The organism is Polynucleobacter sp. MWH-UH35A, from assembly GCF_018687075.1.
Taxonomy (GTDB): domain Bacteria; phylum Pseudomonadota; class Gammaproteobacteria; order Burkholderiales; family Burkholderiaceae; genus Polynucleobacter.
This window is the reverse complement of the sequence record NZ_CP061285.1, coordinates 1196374-1213403: the sequence shown is the minus strand read 5'-3', so window position 1 is coordinate 1213403 and position 17030 is coordinate 1196374. Positions and strand designations below refer to the sequence as shown.

Annotated in this window: 14 protein-coding genes; 8 read left to right on the top strand and 6 right to left on the bottom strand. The window is 47.1% G+C overall.

Annotated features, from left to right (window positions below):
* Positions 1 to 11: 11 nt before the first annotated feature.
* Positions 12 to 689, top strand: a complete 678-nt coding sequence (gene leuE / locus ICV36_RS06325; protein ID WP_215399847.1) for a leucine efflux protein LeuE — start codon at positions 12 to 14, stop codon at positions 687 to 689.
* Between the two features lie 4 nt (positions 690 to 693).
* On the opposite strand, the gene ICV36_RS06320 is transcribed toward leuE, so the two are convergent.
* Positions 694 to 2091: a coniferyl aldehyde dehydrogenase gene (locus ICV36_RS06320; RefSeq protein ID WP_215399845.1), complete on the bottom strand. Its 1398-nt coding sequence runs from the start codon at positions 2089 to 2091 to the stop codon at positions 694 to 696.
* A gap of 49 nt (positions 2092 to 2140) precedes the next feature.
* Between ICV36_RS06320 and msrA the strand changes: the two genes are divergently transcribed.
* Complete coding sequence (gene msrA / locus ICV36_RS06315) at positions 2141 to 2713, top strand: peptide-methionine (S)-S-oxide reductase MsrA (RefSeq protein ID WP_215399844.1); 573 nt, start codon at positions 2141 to 2143, stop codon at positions 2711 to 2713.
* A gap of 8 nt (positions 2714 to 2721) precedes the next feature.
* Here the strand turns inward: msrA and pdxH are convergent, their stop codons facing one another.
* On the bottom strand, positions 2722 to 3357 hold the full coding sequence (gene pdxH / locus ICV36_RS06310) for a pyridoxamine 5'-phosphate oxidase (protein WP_215399842.1): 636 nt from the start codon (positions 3355 to 3357) through the stop codon (positions 2722 to 2724).
* A 22-nt stretch (positions 3358 to 3379) separates the two neighbouring features.
* Between pdxH and ICV36_RS06305 the strand changes: the two genes are divergently transcribed.
* From ICV36_RS06305 to pepN, 5 genes are all read left to right on the top strand, one after another.
* Positions 3380 to 4141 carry a ThiF family adenylyltransferase gene (locus tag ICV36_RS06305; protein ID WP_215399841.1) on the top strand — a complete coding sequence of 254 codons (762 nt, stop codon included), beginning with the start codon at positions 3380 to 3382 and terminating at the stop codon, positions 4139 to 4141.
* A gap of 245 nt (positions 4142 to 4386) precedes the next feature.
* Positions 4387 to 5763, top strand: coding sequence for an amino acid permease (locus tag ICV36_RS06300; protein WP_215399839.1), 1377 nt, complete (start codon positions 4387 to 4389; stop codon positions 5761 to 5763).
* A gap of 54 nt (positions 5764 to 5817) precedes the next feature.
* Positions 5818 to 6936: an alanine dehydrogenase gene (gene ald, locus ICV36_RS06295; RefSeq protein ID WP_215399837.1), complete on the top strand. Its 1119-nt coding sequence runs from the start codon at positions 5818 to 5820 to the stop codon at positions 6934 to 6936.
* Between the two features lie 89 nt (positions 6937 to 7025).
* The gene (locus tag ICV36_RS06290) at positions 7026 to 7601 is read left to right on the top strand and encodes a TMEM165/GDT1 family protein (protein WP_215399836.1); all 576 of its coding nucleotides are present in this window, start codon (positions 7026 to 7028) and stop codon (positions 7599 to 7601) included.
* 68 nt (positions 7602 to 7669) lie between these two features.
* A complete protein-coding gene (gene pepN, locus ICV36_RS06285) occupies positions 7670 to 10279 on the top strand; it encodes an aminopeptidase N (RefSeq protein WP_215399834.1) in 2610 nt (869 codons plus the stop codon).
* A 4-nt stretch (positions 10280 to 10283) separates the two neighbouring features.
* On the opposite strand, the gene ICV36_RS06280 is transcribed toward pepN, so the two are convergent.
* Both ICV36_RS06280 and ICV36_RS06275 read right to left on the bottom strand, forming a co-directional pair.
* Positions 10284 to 10667, bottom strand: coding sequence for a type II toxin-antitoxin system VapC family toxin (locus ICV36_RS06280; RefSeq protein WP_215399832.1), 384 nt, complete (start codon positions 10665 to 10667; stop codon positions 10284 to 10286).
* Positions 10664 to 10873 carry a type II toxin-antitoxin system VapB family antitoxin gene (locus ICV36_RS06275; protein WP_215399831.1) on the bottom strand — a complete coding sequence of 70 codons (210 nt, stop codon included), beginning with the start codon at positions 10871 to 10873 and terminating at the stop codon, positions 10664 to 10666. Before ICV36_RS06275 ends, ICV36_RS06280 begins: the two co-directional genes overlap by 4 nt.
* A gap of 169 nt (positions 10874 to 11042) precedes the next feature.
* Here ICV36_RS06275 and ICV36_RS06270 point away from each other — a divergent pair, with 169 nt between their 5' ends.
* A complete protein-coding gene (locus ICV36_RS06270; protein ID WP_371743196.1) occupies positions 11043 to 12041 on the top strand; it encodes a class 1 fructose-bisphosphatase in 999 nt (332 codons plus the stop codon).
* 93 nt (positions 12042 to 12134) lie between these two features.
* On the opposite strand, the gene cphA (ICV36_RS06265) is transcribed toward ICV36_RS06270, so the two are convergent.
* Positions 12135 to 14705, bottom strand: coding sequence for a cyanophycin synthetase (gene cphA / locus ICV36_RS06265; protein ID WP_215399829.1), 2571 nt, complete (start codon positions 14703 to 14705; stop codon positions 12135 to 12137).
* The gene (cphA, locus tag ICV36_RS06260) at positions 14706 to 16898 is read right to left on the bottom strand and encodes a cyanophycin synthetase (protein ID WP_215399827.1); all 2193 of its coding nucleotides are present in this window, start codon (positions 16896 to 16898) and stop codon (positions 14706 to 14708) included. It lies immediately after the preceding gene.
* Between the last annotated feature and the right edge of the window lie 132 nt (positions 16899 to 17030).

Here is a 17030-nt window from a genome sequence, read left to right as displayed (position 1 = left end):
ATGATAAGGATATGGAATGGCTCTCATATAGTCTCTTATCACCAGCGAATGCAGGAATAGTCGATTTCTCAAGTTACCTACTTGGGACCTTATTCATTATTTTGTTGCCTGGCCCAAACTCCCTTTATGTCTTAACAATTGCCATTCAAAAGGGTTGGCGCTCTGGTGCATGGGGTGCGCTTGGAATCTTTATCGGTGACTCAGTGTTAATGATGGCTGTTGTTTTGGGAGCTGCATCTATTCTGATTTCTTCACCCATTCTCTTTAGTCTTGTGCGTACATTCGGAGCTGTGTACTTAGCTTGGATGGGTTATGGGCTTTTGCGTAGCGGACTGCAACGCTGGAAATTGGGTGCAGACTCTGAAGCGTATGAGATACAAATGCGTTTGATGCAATTGCATCCACTAGTGGCTGCATTGACGCTCTCGTTAACTAATCCCAAAGCAATTTTTTTCTTTATCGCTTTCTTTTCGCAATTTATTCGACCTGATTTTGTCCGACCCTTACATACCTTCTTTTATCTTGCTATTGTGCTGCAGGTGATGAGTATGAGCTATTTGGCGTGTCTGATCGGTGTAGGGCAGGCCTCTCTGAAATTCTTTCAGGCTCGCCCACGCTTAGCCGCGGCACTTTGGTTATTGGCCGGCATTTTGTTTATCGGGTTTGCAATTCGTTTGCTGCTAATTTGAGGTGTTACTTCAAATAGTGCAATAACCATTCGGTCATTTTTCCGTAAGGAGGGCGCGCTGTTTTGGTCCCTTTAAAGAGATTCAAACCAAAGAAGCCGCGCACTTCCAAAATCGACTTTTGATGGCTAAAGGTATCAAAGCCAGCTTTACCGTGATAGCTCCCCATACCGCTTGCCCCAACACCACCAAAAGGCAGATCCTCAATCGTGATATGCAAAAGGGTGTCATTGACAGTAACGCCGCCAGAGCGAGTTTCACTTAAAACGCGTTTTAGGTTTTGCTTGTCTTTGCCAAACCAGTACAAAGCGAGGGGGTTCGGTTTATTGTTTACATACTCAATTGCTGCAGCGGTATCGGCAATCGTCACAATCGGCAAGATGGGCCCAAAGATTTCTTCATGCAGTACTCGTGCTTCTGGTGAAACGTTTGTGAGCACAATCGGCTCGAATGGCCTTGCTCCAGCTCCAGGATTATTGAGCAGGGGGATGACTTTTGCGCCACGATCGACTGCATCACTGATTAAGTGTTGCCAATATTCCAGTTGCCGTTCATCAATCGGGCCGGTGAATTCTTCGGGCTTGCTAAATTGCGTCTGAGCCGCAGCTTGCAACTCTTGAATAATTGTTTCTTGAATATTTGGCTCGAGCAATACGTAATCGGGCGCAATACATGTTTGCCCTCCGTTAAGCAATTTGCCATAAATAATTGAGGCAGCAGCATCCTTGAGTTTTGCGCTGGAATCAATAATGACTGGTGTGGTGCCACCGAGCTCTAGAGTTACCGGGGTCAAGTTTTCTGCGGCAGCGCGCATCACTTTTTTGCCGATATTTCCTGAGCCAGTAAAGAAGAGGTGATCAAAAGGCAGGGCGGCGAATTGTTCTGCAACATCGGGGCCACCGGTGGTAACGCAAAATTCTGTGGGGTGGAAATATTCTTGAATCAGGTTGGCAATAAATCCTGAAGTGCGTGAGCTGCGTTCAGAAGGCTTGAGCCACACCCGATTGCCTGCCGCAAAAGCAGCAATCGCAGGAATGAGTGCTAACTGCACTGGATAATTCCATGGACTCAAAATACCAACTACACCTAGTGGCTGACTTTCAACCCAAGCTTGTGAATCACCCATATGGAAGGGGACGTCTCTTTGTTCGGGTTTCATCCACTCCTTAAGATGCTTGCGGGTATGTTTGCATGCCTGATAAATCATTTGGCATTCCGCAAGTCTTGTCTCTACCGGATGGCGTACACCAAAATCTGCCTCAAGGGCCTTACATATTTTGTCTTCATTAACCTCGATCATTTTTTCGATGCGAGCAATGCGATCCAACCGCACTTCAATCGTAGGATTGGGTTCGGCTGCGAAGGCTGCTTTGATTTCGTCGAGTTGGATGGTGAAGCGATTCATAGTGGATTATTGGTTGGCAGGCTTTTGAATAAGGTATTAGGATAAAGCCATGGAAGCAAATTTAGATAAAAACGAACCCTTTTTAGAGCGGGCCACCCTAGGCGGAGGCTGTTTTTGGTGCCTTGAGGCGGTTTATCAGCAAATTACTGGTATTCAGTCAGTGGTTTCTGGGTATGCGGGAGGCGCAAGGCCGAACCCAACTTATGAAACTGTCTGTACTGGTGTATCTGGTCATGCGGAAATTGTCGACATCTTATTTAATCCGCAGGTGGTTTCATTCAGGGATTTATTAGAAATCTTTTTTGTCATTCACGATCCAACTACTTTGAACTATCAAGGCAATGACCACGGCGCACAATATCGCTCTGTGATCTTTACACATAGTGAAGAGCAATCCAAGATTGCACATGAGGTAGTGGGGGAGTTGGAAGATTCAAAAATCTACTCTAATCCTGTGGTGACGCAGATCGATGTTGCGCCAACAATTTATCCCGCAGAAGACTATCACCAGAATTATTTTCAGCAACACCCTAATCAAGGATATTGCATGGCAGTGGTTGCGCCTAAGCTAGCGAAATTCAGAGCGAAATTTAAATCGCTCATCGCACCCCAGTATTCTTAAGAAAAATCTTAAGGGGCAAGGCGATTTATTCGCCACTGGTTTTCTTCTCGCTTGTAGTGCATTCGATCATGCAGTCTAGAGGGGCGACCCTGCCAAAATTCAATTTCCGTAGGATATAAGCGGTATCCACCCCAATGCTCTGGGCGAGGGGGTTTGTCACCAAATTCTGCTTTGAAGCGTTTTTCTGCTTCTTCTAGGAATTCGCGATTTGGAATGGCGGCGCTCTGGGGCGAGGCCCAGGCACCAATTCTGGAGGCGGCCGGACGGGAATGGAAGTACTCATCACTCTCGCTAGGGCTAACCTTCTCGACAACGCCTTGAATGCGGACCTGACGCTCTAATTCATGCCAATGAAAGAGTAGCGCTGCCTGAGGGCGTATTGCTAAGTCACGACCTTTTTGGCTCTCGTAGTTGGTAAAAAAGGTAAAGCCATTTTGATCGGCACCTTTTAGTAAGACAATACGAGCTGATGGATTGCCAGCTTGGTCCGCTGTTGCTAGGGTCATGGAGTTGGGTTCCGGACACTCTGCCTTCATGGCCTGTTCAAACCAGAGCTGAAATAGCTGTAGAGGGTCATGTGGAACCTCGGTCTCTGATAGCTGACCAAGGGTATAGTTTTTGCGGAGTTGAGCAATGGAGTCCATTTTTTCAGTATAAAGAGAAGCTATGGCAGAAGACAAGGCAGAAGACAGGGCAGAAGACAGCATAGAGAATCGTCGTTTTGGTGGGGTTTCAAGACTCTACGGGGCGGAGCTACGTGAGCGCTTTCTGAATGCAACAGTGGTGGTGGCTGGCCTGGGAGGGGTTGGATCTTGGGCGGCAGAAGCATTGGCACGCACTGGCATTGGGCATCTTGTCTTGATTGATTTTGACCATATTGCTGAGAGCAATACCAATCGGCAGTTACATGCTTTGGAGGGTCAGTACGGCAAGGCAAAAGTAGAGGCGATGACGCAACGTATTTTGCAAATTAATCCAGAGATCAAGCTGACTTCCTGTGATGAATTTCTGGAGCCCGAAAATTTAGATCAACTCATTCCAGAAAATGCCTTGGTATTGGATGCGACGGATTCCGTGCAAACTAAAATTGCTTTATCCGTTTGGGCTGTGAAAAATCATCGCTCCTTAGTGATGTGTGGCGCTGCCGGTGGAAAATCTGATCCAACCTCAGTGCGCTGTGATGATCTCTCACGTACGGAGCAAGATGCATTACTGGCTAAGGTGCGACAGGGGTTGCGGCAAGATCATGGATTTTCTCGAAACCTGAAAAAGAAAATCGGCATTCGTGCGGTCTACTCGCATGAGCCACGCGCTGGGGCTTCTAGTGGTGGACTGGCCTGCTCCGGCTATGGCTCTACTGTGATGGTGACTGCTGCTTGCGGCTTAGCTGCCGCTGCAGAAATTCTGAATCTCATTTCCGCGCAATAAGTTTTTCTTAAAAAGTACCGTAAATCCTTAAGGGGATTCCCTGTAGGAAATTACTGATTCTTTTGCCGTCATAAATAATTTATTTCAAGTCTCGCATTGATTTAAAAGACATTTCTATTTTTACCAAAACATATTTATTCAATTAGTCACTTTAGTAATTTTCAGCCTCTAGTGCTCATCCTCAGTCCTCCCTAGACTCTGCTGCGTTGGTAAATCGCTAACAGCAAATCGAAAGGAGGTCTCTCTTGCAGACTGAACACACTGGCTTAAAACGCCACCTCAAAGTACGCCATATTCGTTTGATGGCTTTAGGCTCAACGATAGGCGTTGGATTATTTCTTGGTTCGGCAAGCGCAATTCAAATTGCTGGCCCATCAATTCTTTTGGGTTACTTACTTGCGGGCTTGGTTGCCTTTATCGTTCTGCGCACATTAGGTGAAATGGCAGTACATGAGCCTGTAGCCGGCTCTTTTGCGGCATATGCCAACAGTTATGTTGGTCCCCTGGCTGGCTATATGGTGGGCTGGGGTTATTGGACCTATTGGATCGTAGTAGGAATTGCGGAAGTGACGGCCGTTGGCATCTATATGGGCATTTGGTTTCCGGAAACACCTCAGTGGGTCTGGGCACTTTCATCGATTGTGATGATGGGCTTAATTAATCTGATTGCTGTCAAAGTATTTGGTGAGTTTGAATTTTGGTTTGCGCTCATCAAGGTGGTGGCCATTGTTGCCATGATTGCGCTTGGTGGTTCAGTCATCTTATTTGGCTTTACCAATAATTGGCAGCCAATCGGCCTCAGTAACTTGTGGCAGCACGGTGGATTCTTTCCTAATGGCATCAGTGGCATGTTGCTGTCACTGCAGATGGTGTTGTTCGCTTATGTTGGAATTGAAATGATTGGTCTTTCTGCGGGTGAGGCTGAGAACCCACAAAAAACTATTCCGATGGCAATCGATTCTCTGGCATGGCGCATTCTGATTTTTTACATGGGTGCCATTCTGGTTATTTTGGCAATCTTCCCGTGGAATCAAGTGGGTCAGCAGGGTAGTCCATTCGTTGTGATGTTTGAGCGATTAGGGCTGCGAGAAGCGGCGGGCTTGATTAACTTTGTTGTGATCACTGCGGCGCTCTCATCCTGTAATGCAGGCATCTTTAGTGGCGGACGCCTCTTGTACTCTCTGTCGTCTAACGGTTATGCCCCGAGATCCTTCTCAAAGCTTTCAAGGTATGGCGTTCCTCATCGGGCAGTAATGACTACGGTTGGCGTTTGTATGTCAGGCGTGGTATTGAACTACTTTGTCCCTGATAAAGCCTTTCAATACATGATGGCCGCAGTGACCTTTATTGGTTTGATGGTTTGGATCGCTATCTTAATCACGCAGATTAAATTCAGACGCTCCTTATCTAAAGCCCAAGTAGCTCAATTGGCTTATCGCGCTCCTTGGTGGCCTTATTCCTCGTGGTTTGCTTTGGCATTTATTGGTTTAGTAGTGGTGTTGATGGGATTTCATGAGGATGCCCGGATCGCCTTAATAGTGGGTCCGTGTTTGTTGGGTGTGTATCTGGCGATGTTCTATGGCGTGGGCTTGCATCGCAAAACAGCAAGCAAGAGTGAGTAAGAGTAATGAAGGGCAATGAAGAGTAAGCGTAATTTTAAATAACAGGAGATAGCAATGATTATTGGTGTACCTCAAGAAGTTAAAAATAATGAGTTTCGGGTTGGCTTGACACCTGGCAATGTTAGTGGACTGTGTAAGCAGGGGCATTCTGTGCTCATACAGCGTGGTGCTGGTGAGCAAATTGGTTTGAGTGATGAGACTTATCGACTTGCTGGCGCTAATTTAATTAATAGTGCGGCAGAGGTGTTTCAGCGGGCAGACATGATTGTGAAAGTCAAAGAACCTCAGGCGCAGGAGTGTGCCATGTTGAAAGAGAATCAAATTCTGTTCACATACTTACACTTAGCACCAGACCCTAAGCAAACCAAAGCATTGCTGCAATCTGGCGCAACGTGCATTGCCTATGAAACTGTCACCGCCATGAATGGCGCTTTACCTTTATTGGCGCCTATGAGTGAAGTGGCGGGGCGCATGTCTATTCAAGCAGCTGCATCCCACCTTGAGAAAACCAATGGCGGTCTAGGTGTACTGATGGCTGGAGTGCCTGGTGTCTCTCCAGCAAAGATTGTGATCTTGGGAGGCGGTGTTGTGGGTCGTAATGCATTGCAAATGGCCGTTGGTATGGGCGCAGATGTATGCATTTTTGATCGTGATATTGAACGCTTACGTCAGATCGATATGTTCTATGGCAATCGGGTGAGAACGTTCTACTCAGATAGTTTGCTTATTGAGCAAGAGATATGTGAGGCTGATGTTGTGATTGGTGCGGTATTACTACCAGGGGCTGCTGCACCTAAGTTGGTATCAAATGACATGATTAAAAAAATGAAACCTGGTTCGGTCGTGGTAGATGTGGCTATTGATCAGGGCGGCTGTTTTGCAACCTCTAAACCCACCACTCATGCAGATCCGACATTTGTAGTGGATGGCGTGATTCATTATTGCGTAGCTAATATGCCGGGTGCGGTAGCCCGAACATCTACTTTTGCTTTAACAAATGCAACCTATCCATTTGTAGAGGCCTTGGCAAACCGCGGGGTGTTCAATGCACTCTCAATTGATCAGCATTTGCGCAATGGTTTGAGCGTGCACAAAGGAGTATTGACATCAATGCCAGTTGCGGTGGCACAAGGCCTGAAGTATGCCTCTGCAGAGGAATTGTTGGTGGCATAAAGCAGGGGCGTTCATAAATGGGTAGGTCTGGACGAGCTTCAGATTTAAAATGAGGTGCATACGTAAAACCGACTGGACTGATTTCATTTATGGATTTTTCTGCCTTAACCCTCTCTGCTGGAGTTGTTGCTTTGGCAGAGATGGGGGACAAAACTCAATTACTTTCGCTGATGCTTGCAGCGCGTTACCCAAAACAAGCCATGGCAATTATTGCTGGCATCTTTATTGCCACGATTGCTAATCATGCTTGCGCTGCTTTGCTAGGCCATTGGTTAACTACCTTGGTGTCGCCTGATGTCATGCGCTGGATTTTAGGATTGAGTTTCTTGGGGATTGGTTTGTGGCTGTTGGTGCCAGATCATATTGATGATGCCGCTGGATCGAAGGTGGCTGATAAAGCCCTGCAAGTATTTTTGCTAACAACAGGCCTATTCTTTTTGGCTGAGATGGGTGATAAGACGCAAATTGCCACTATTGCTTTGGGGGCTCGTTATGAAGATGTAGTCTCGGTAACGATTGGCACCACCTTGGGGATGATGTTGGCTAATGCTCCTGCAGTCTGGATAGGCCAGAAGTTCACGAAACGCATGCCGATAAAGTGGGTTCACGCAGTAGCCGCTGTTACTTTTATTGCTATTGGCTTGGCTACCCTGATTTGGGCTTGACTTAGGGCTTGACTTAGGGCTCGATCAGGCGGCACACCACTCAGTCAGCCTAGACTTAAAATAGGCCTATGAAAACTGATCTCCCCCAGAGCTTCCGTCGGCTCGAATACCGCCCCCCTGTTTATACCTTCGATCACGTTGAGTTAGATATTGCTCTAGACCCAGCGCGCACTATTGTTAAAAGTCGCATTGAAGTTTTGCCAGGCAAAAGCTTTGAAGCAGGTGCCCCCCTGGTATTAGTAGGAAATGAGCTTGAGTTCGTCAGCTTGCGGATTAATGGTGAGGCCCATCGTCACTTTGAATTAACTCCAGAGACACTTTCCATTCATTCATTGCCAAACGAAGGCAGGGAAAAATTTGTCGTAGAGATTATTTGCGTTTGTGTTCCCGAAAAAAACACTACCTTGATGGGTCTGTACGTCTCAAATGGCAATTTCTTTACGCAATGCGAGGCGGAAGGTTTTCGAAAGATTACCTATTTCCTGGATCGCCCTGATGTCATGGCGCGCTATCGTGTGACATTGCGTGCTCGTGAAACAGAGTGCCCAGTCTTGTTGTCTAACGGTAACTTACTCAATACAGAGAAGCTGCCTAACGGTTGGCACAGCGCCACTTGGGAAGACCCATTTCCGAAGCCATCCTACTTGTTTGCCTTGGTGGCCGGTAAGCTGCAGTGTATTGAAGAGACTATTACCACTAGCAGTGGCGCTAAGAAGCTATTGCAGATCTGGGTTGAGCCACATGATCTGAAAAAGACTCGTCATGCCATGGACTCTCTGATTGCTTCTATTCATTGGGATGAGAAGCGCTTTGGGCTGGAGTTAGATCTTGAGCGTTTCATGATCGTCGCAGTGAGTGATTTCAATATGGGCGCCATGGAGAACAAGGGATTGAATATTTTCAATACCAAGTTTGTGCTTGCACAACCAGAAACTGCTACTGATGCTGACTTTGCCAATATTGAAAGTGTGGTTGCACATGAATACTTCCATAACTGGACTGGTAATCGCGTCACATGTCAGGATTGGTTTCAGTTGTCACTGAAAGAAGGCTTGACCGTATTTAGAGATCAAGAGTTTTCTGCTGATCAAATGGGCAACGAGTCTGGCAGGGCAGTCAAGCGAATTGAAGATGTCAGATTATTGCGTCAACTGCAATTTCCAGAAGATGCGGGTCCGATGGCTCACCCCATTCGTCCAGATGAGTACCAAGAGATTAATAACTTCTATACCGTCACAGTCTATGAGAAGGGTTCTGAGGTAGTAAGGATGTACCAGACCCTGCTAGGTAAGGAGGGTTTCCGTGAGGGCATGGATCTGTACTTTAAGCGCCATGATGGACAAGCAGTAACTTGCGATGACTTCTTGATGGCTATGGCTGATGCTAACGGCAAAGACCTCACTCAGTTTAAGAATTGGTATAGCCAAGCAGGTACTCCAAGGGTTAAGGTACAAGAGCATTACGATGTTGCCAATAAACAGTACCAACTCACACTGACGCAAAGTTGCGCACCAAGTCCTGGCCAGTCCGAGAAAAAGCCTTTTCATATTCCATTGAATATGCGCTTAATTACAAAAGCGAATGACCAAAAAGAGCAATTGCTAGAACTGACGCAAGAGACTCAGGCATGGACCTTTGACAATGTTGCAGAGCGCCCAGTGCTATCGATAAACCGCAATTTTTCAGCCCCGATTAATTTAGACTTTGAGCAGTCTGAAGCAGATCTTTTGACGCTATTTTCTAGCGATGATGATGCCTTCAATCGCTGGGAGGCTGGACAAAAGCTGGCGATGCAAATGATTCTGAATAATCGTCTGCCTGATGCCAAGCTCATTGAGGCGTATCGCACTGTCTTGCTGGATCCCAACTTAGACCCAGCCTTCAAGGATCTGGCCCTAACCCTACCTGCAGAATCCTACTTGTATGAGCAATGCACAAGTGTTGATCCGCAGCAGATTTTTACCGCACGCCGTGCTTTCCGTAGAGAGATTGCCAAACAACTCCAGTTGGAGTGGGCTGCTTTGTATCAGCAAATGCAAACACCTGGACCGTTTAAGTCAGATGGGGTGGACTCAGGTAAGCGTGCCCTCAAGAACTTGGCATTAACCATGTTGCTTGAAGCTGCTCCAGCAGTATGGGCTCCTATGGCTGCCCATCAGTATCAGATCGCAGATAACATGACTGATCGCTATGCAGCCCTATCTGCATTGGTAGTGCATGGTGCAAAGCAGGCAAAAGATTGCTTGATTGATTTTTACAATCGCTTTGCAAATGACGCACTCGTCATTGATAAGTGGTTTGGCCTGCAATCGAGCCGTCCTCCAGTGGATGGTCTTGACTCTACGCTGACTGAGGTAAAGAAACTACGTGAGCATCCAGCGTTTAAGTTAAACAATCCCAACCGAGTACGCAGTGTCATTCATTCATTCTGTGCTAACAATCCAGCTAGCTTTCATCAGGCGGATGGCAGTGGCTATGAGTTTTGGGCGGACAGTGTGCTGGCCTTAGATCCGATTAACCCCCAAGTAGCCGCACGCCTTGCAAGAGCCTTGGATCGTTGGCGCCTATTTGCCCAGCCCTACCAAGATCGTATGAAGGCCGCGCTAGAGCGGGTTTCAGCGTGTCAAACACTCTCCCCAGATGTGAGGGAAGTGATTGGCAAGGCGCTGGGTAACTAAGAAATTAGTGGAGCTTATTGCTATACGAAATACCCAAGCGAACAGCAAGTTTTTCTAGGTTCTTGTCGAAAGTCCAGAGTTGGGCATTTTCTGAAAGCAGAGTTGATGCAAGAAGTGAAACATCTATTGCGCCACATCCAGATTCTTGGAGTTGATGCTTTTCAACAAAGTCCAACGTTTCGGCTGGAGTAGCCACCTTCGCTTGCTGTAATTTTTTAATATAGCTTAGGGTTTTAGAGCGTGGGGCAGGCGGTGAGCCGCATGCTATTTCTATTAAAACCAAGGGATGGCAAAGAATTTGGTCGTTTATTAAAAGCGATTCAAAGGATGCATTTGATTTTCTAAAGTGTGCCACCCAAACGGATGTATCGACTAAAACCATGGTCATGATTGCTGACCACTCTTTGGTTTGCGACGAGGAATGCTTTTCATCTGCGGAGCTTTTCCACCCAACGCCGCTAATCTCTTAGCCACTTGAACTCGTATGAATACATTAATAGCCTCCCTGAAGAGGTCTGCTTTATCCATCTCGGGATCAGCAAGATCCAAACCCCTCTGGTAAAGGTCATCATCTATGGTGACAGTGGTTCTCATAGTTATTCCTCATCAATTTTGATGCAGTATAACATCTAAAATAACATCAAAATCAGAGGGCTTTACCGCAAAAAGAACCATTTATTTAAGATATGACCGTATTTTCAGCATGATATTCAGAAAAGGGCAAAATAGACCCTAATTTCTATAGAGCTTTGGAGAAACACCTTTGTCCTCAAGTACCCATATCAATTTCAAGCAATATTTGACCTCCGCTAAGCCAGCGGGTGCTCCCATCCCTGCGGGGTTGCAAGAATTGCTGACTGCAGTGGTTAATACCTGCTCAACTCTGAGTCATGAAGTAGCGCAGGGCGCTTTGATTGGTTTATTGGGTTCTGCAGGCACTGGCAACGTACAAGGCGAGGTTCAGCAAAAGCTCGACATCATTGCAAATGATTTATTGATCGATGGCGTTAAAGGTTGTAAATCACTTGCTGGTTTAGCCTCTGAAGAGATGGAGTTGCCAGTTCCAGTTCAAGGCACGGGAGACTACTTGCTTTTGTTTGATCCACTTGATGGCTCATCCAATATTGACGTGAACGTTTCCATTGGAACTATTTTTTCTGTTCTCAAAAAGCAAGATCCCAATGCGCCTTTGCAGAATTCTGATTTCTTGTTATCGGGACGTCATCAAGTTGCCGCTGGTTATGTAGTCTATGGCCCACAAACCACAATGGCATTGACCTTGGGTGATGGCGTGGTGATGTTTACTCTGAATAAAGTCACTGGTGATTTCTTGCTGATTAAGGAAGCGGTAAAGATCTCACACTCAACTAAGGAGTTTGCGATCAATATGTCCAATATGCGTCACTGGGCCGACCCAGTGCGTCGTTATGTTGAGGAGTGTCTTGCCGGTGTGAGTGGCACGCGCGATAAGGATTTCAACATGCGTTGGATTGCCTCCATGGTGGCTGATGTGCATCGTGTTCTATCCCGTGGTGGCGTATTTATGTACCCATGGGATCAACGTGAACCACACAAGCCCGGTAAGTTGCGCTTAATGTACGAAGCGAACCCAATGAGTTTCTTGGTAGAGCAAGCCGGTGGTGCGTCGACCAATGGCACAGATCTCATTATGGATTTGCAACCCACCGATCTCCACGAGCGTGTTTCAGTAATGCTTGGTTCTAAAGAAGAAATTGATCGCATTGTGCACTACCACTCATAATCAGATCGGCTGCTGTAAATAAAAAAACCCAATCGTTTGATTGGGTTTTTTTATTATTCAGAAATTGCCGCTGACGGATAGGTTGAAAAGCCCTTATGGCTTGACCTTTTCTTTAAGGTAGGCAAGTGACTCTTCTACTTGATCGATGAGGATCAGGCAAATATCACCAGCAGAAAGTCCATCTAATGCAGTATCAATCGCTTTGAATTCACCGTGGATCTCTTGAACTTGCTTTGCCTTGGTGGCGCCAACTAAACCTTCTTGTAGCAGGCGTAATACCTCGCCATCTTCACGTCCGCGTTGGCAGGCATCTTGATAAAGGATGACATTATCAAAAGCATTTCCAAGAATACGAGTGAGATCGCGAATGTCTTCATCACGACGATCGCCGGCGCCGCTAATCACGACATGGCTTTTCTTGGGTTTCATGGCCTCGACTGCGCTTGCGAGTGCGCGCATCGCATCAGGGTTGTGGCCGTAATCAGCAATCACCGTAGCGCCATTATGTTGGAACTGGTTAAAGCGACCTGGTACTGAATTTGGATCGCTTTCAAAGCTGTGCAGACCGCGTGCAATCTTTTCAGCATCTAAGCCTAACGCCCAAGCTGCACCAATGGCGGCCATGGCATTTTCAATTTGGAACCCGAGTACACCATTTTGCGTCAATGGTATTTCACTTACAGGGAAGCGATACATCACGCGTGAACCCTTAGAGGCAACAATGTAGGTGCCATCAAAGAAAATCACTTTCTTATTTTTAGCGCGGTGTGCGGTAATGACTGGGTGATGTTGATTTTGCGCAAAGAAAATCACTCGACCAGAGCATTTGTCACCCATCTTTGCAACCATGGGATCGGCAGCATTTAAGACGGCTGCACCAGTAGGGGCTACGTTTTGCACAATAACGCGCTTGAGAACTGCTAAATCTTCAACGCTGGTAATGTAATTTAGTCCCAGGTGATCACCTTCACCAATATTGGTCACGACTGCAACCTCACAGCGATCAAAACCTAAGCCCTCACGCAGTAAGCCACCGCGTGCAGTTTCAAGAACGGCGGCGTCAACATCTGGATGCATCAATACATTGCGGGCACTCTTAGGCCCACTGCAATCACCGGTGTCAATGAGGCGGTTATTGATATAAACACCATCAGTACCGGTCATGCCAACACGTAGGCCAGTTTGATTGAGCAGATGAGAGATAAGGCGAACCGTAGTAGTTTTGCCGTTTGTACCAGTGACAGCAACCACTGGAATGCGCCCGTCTTCACCTAGAGGGAACATCATATTAATAATGTCTTCACCAACAGGACGACCTTTGCCATAAGAAGGCTTTAAGTGCATCCGTAAACCCGGCGCAGCATTGACTTCCACAATGCCACCACCTTGTTGCTCTAAAGGCTTATAGATTGATTCGCATAGGATATCTACGCCAGCAATATCTAGACCAATCATTTGGGCGGCTGCAACAGCGCTAGCTGCGACATCTGGGTGAACATCGTCCGTCACATCGGTAGCAGTGCCACCAGTACTGAGGTTGGCATTGTTACGCAGCAATACACGTTCACCAGTCTTTGGCACATATTCTGGAGTGAGGCCATTACCCGCAAGATGAGCTAGTGCAATATCGTCAAAGCGAATCTTGGTTAGGGCAGTAGCATGACCATCGCCACGCAATGGGTTTTTATTTTCTATTTCGACCAGTTCAGTAACGGTATGAGTGCCGTCGCCAACTACCTGAGCAGGTTCGCGGCGCGCTGCTGCGGAAAGGCGATTGCCTACAACCAGCAAGCGATAGTCTGCGCCTGGAAGATAGCGCTCAACAATGGTTTCGCGGCCAAAGGCTTGCGTCACGATAAAGCCAGCACGAACTTCTTCTTCAGTTTGAATATTGGCAACAACACCTTTACCTTGATTGCCATCCTTAGGTTTGAGCACAATCGGGCCACCGATTTTTTGAGCCGCACGCCAAGCATCGTCAGCGGTGGTGACTACTTCACCAATGGGTACAGATACGCCAGCAGCAGCGAGTAGATTTTTGGTGAGCTCTTTGTCTTGGGCAATGGCTTCAGCAATTGCACTGGTATCGCTAGTCTCTGCTGCTTGAATCCGCTTTTGTTTGCTACCCCAACCAAACTGAACCATACTGCCTTCAGTCATACGGCGAAAAGGGATGTTGCGTTGAATGGCTGCATCAACAATAGAACCAGTACTTGGTCCAAGGCGGACATCTTCATAAAGCGCTTCTAATTCAGAGAGGGCGGCAGCCAGATCAAATGGTGCGTCATTTAGCGTTGCTTGTATTAAGGCAAAGGCAAAGTCAAAAGCCATGCGGCCCACAACTTCTTCAGTGTATTCAACAACAACTTGATAAACGCCAGTATCAACGGTTTGTACGGTGCGACTAAAGGTTACAGGGCAGCCTGCTTGCGCTTGAAGTCCCAGTGCGGCGTGCTCTAAAGCATGAGCAAGCGAAAGCACCTCATTATGACCGCCACGGCGCATGCTGCCTAGTTGTGGAAAGCGTTCACGAATCTTGATTTCAAATTGAGGGATGGAATCGATGGAGCGCTCCGACTCATCACAGGAAACAATAGCTTCTAAAGCGGTGTGGCGGCTCCATAAATTTGGGCCGCGTAACATACGGATACGGGTGATTTCCAATTAAGCCCCTGCAGTAATAGTGGCATCAGGCACAAATGTTTCTGCACCTGCTTCGATAACGTTAAACGGAATATCTAGGGCCCAAGCTGCTGCTATCGCGGCGCCCAAATTCATCGTCTTCCATGGGGTGGTGCTATTCGCTTCTGAGTGGCGTGGCACGGGAATGGATTTCTGATCGAGCTTGCCAGACTTTAGGGTAATTTGTTGTTTACCAATTGCAACTGCACGACCGCCATTGAGTAAATGGGTCTTGACGATCTCAGAATCTGGATTCTCGCTAAAGAAGATCACCTCACCATCACACAGCTCCGCCATCTGAACGCACATAGCATCATCAGCATTGAGAACAGCTACGCCTGTAGGCAGAACAACGTCTACCTGGGTGCGAACAATGCTAAAGACTTGATCTTCGTCATAAATTGCATACTGCGGGAAGTTGGCCTTCGGATCAACATTGAGCACTACGCCAACCTGGCAACGATCGTAGGCCAAACCTTCAATCAACATTGATAAGTGATTATTTTCAATCACAACAGCCTCTACAGCGCGGTTGAGGAGGGTGCGCCGCGCATTTTCCCAATTCGATGCATTCGAGTTTGGAATGGCGCGGTTGCCGAAAAATAATCCTTTGCTGCTAGATAGACCAACATACACATTGGTTAAGCGCAAGAAGTGGGCAATCATTTCAGATACTGAAGTCTTGCCGCGTTCGCCACAAACACCCACTACCGGAATACGGAAATCTGTTCCAGGGGGGAAGAGGTGGTTTGCAATCTCTTTGCCTACAGGCTGAGGTTTGCCACTGGCGGGTTTTAAATGCATCAACAAGCCTGGGCCAGCATTAACCTCAACAATGGCGGCGTTTTGCTCGGCAAGTGGCTTGCCAATATCTTGTGCCACCAAATCAACACCGGCAATTTCAAGACCTACGACGCGAGCGGCGAGGGCTACTTGGCTGGCAACATCAGGATGAACTAAGTCCGTAACATCAAATGCCACATTACCGTTGCTTTGAATCAATACTTTTTGGTCGACAGCAGGAACGCTATCCCCAGTTAATTGTTGGCGCGCCAGTTCAAGCTCAACTGCTGAGTCAATACGTACTGGATTAAGCGGGTGCTCTTCAGCTGTACCGCGACGTGGATCGGAATTAATCTGAATTTGAATTAATTCATGAATGCTGTGTTTGCCATCACCAGTAACCCAAACCGTTTCCCCTTTTGCAGCAGCAACGACTTTATTGCCAACTACGAGCAAGCGATGTTCATCACCAACAATATGTCGCTCAACTAAAACTTCGCTACCTTCATCAATCGCAACTGCATAAGCAGCTTCAATTTCTTGTTGGGTATACAGGTTGATAAAAACACCGCGACCGTGGTTGCCGTCGATCGGCTTTACAACGACTGGTAAGCCAATATCTTGAGCAGCTTCCCAGGCATCGTCTGGACTCGTTACAGTACGACCTTCAGGGGTGGGTACGCCAGCGCTACGCAGCAGGCTTTTCGTTAAATCTTTATCTCTAGAAATTGTTTCAGCAATGGCGCTCGTTTGATCAGTCTCTGCTGTCCAGATGCGGCGTTGCTTGGCGCCATAACCCAGTTGTACTAAATTGCCTTCAGACAAACGAATCGATGGAATGCCGCGCTCTTCTGCAGCATTCACTATGCATGCCGTACTTGGACCTAACAGAAGATCGTCGCCAAGGTCACGTAAATTCTCGATGATGGTTTGTACTAGAGCAATGCAATCAGTATTGTCTTGCGCTAAAGCCAGATATAAATCACGCGCATATTTGAGGGCGGTTAGTGTGACTTCTTCGTTAATTGCGCTAACCATCACTTTATAAACGCCACGACGATCGCCGTCTCGTGCCTTACCAAACCCACCTGGTATTCCCGCTAAATTTTGTAGTTCAAGCGTGAGATGCTCCATGATGTGAGCAGGCCAAGTGCCTTCTTCAACGCGCTTTAAGAAGCCGCCAGTTTCGCCATAACTACAACGATGCTCAACAAGACTGGGGAGTGCCTTGACTAAACGTTCATAAAAGCCAGGAATGAGGTTTGAGGGGTAGTCCTCTAAATCGCCAATATCGACCCAAACCTCGATAACCGGATGGTAGGTCCACATATTGGGGCCACGGAGATGCTTCACGCTCAGAATCTCGATGGATTTATCTAATAATTGGGGCATATATGCAGTGTTGCGATGGCCGGCGCCAGAATTTTGGCGTTGACGCGTCAGACAGTCTCTCTGTTTCTAGTAGTTATTGAAAAACTCACAAAATTAGCAAAAATACATAAAAAGGCCTAGTTGGATAATTTA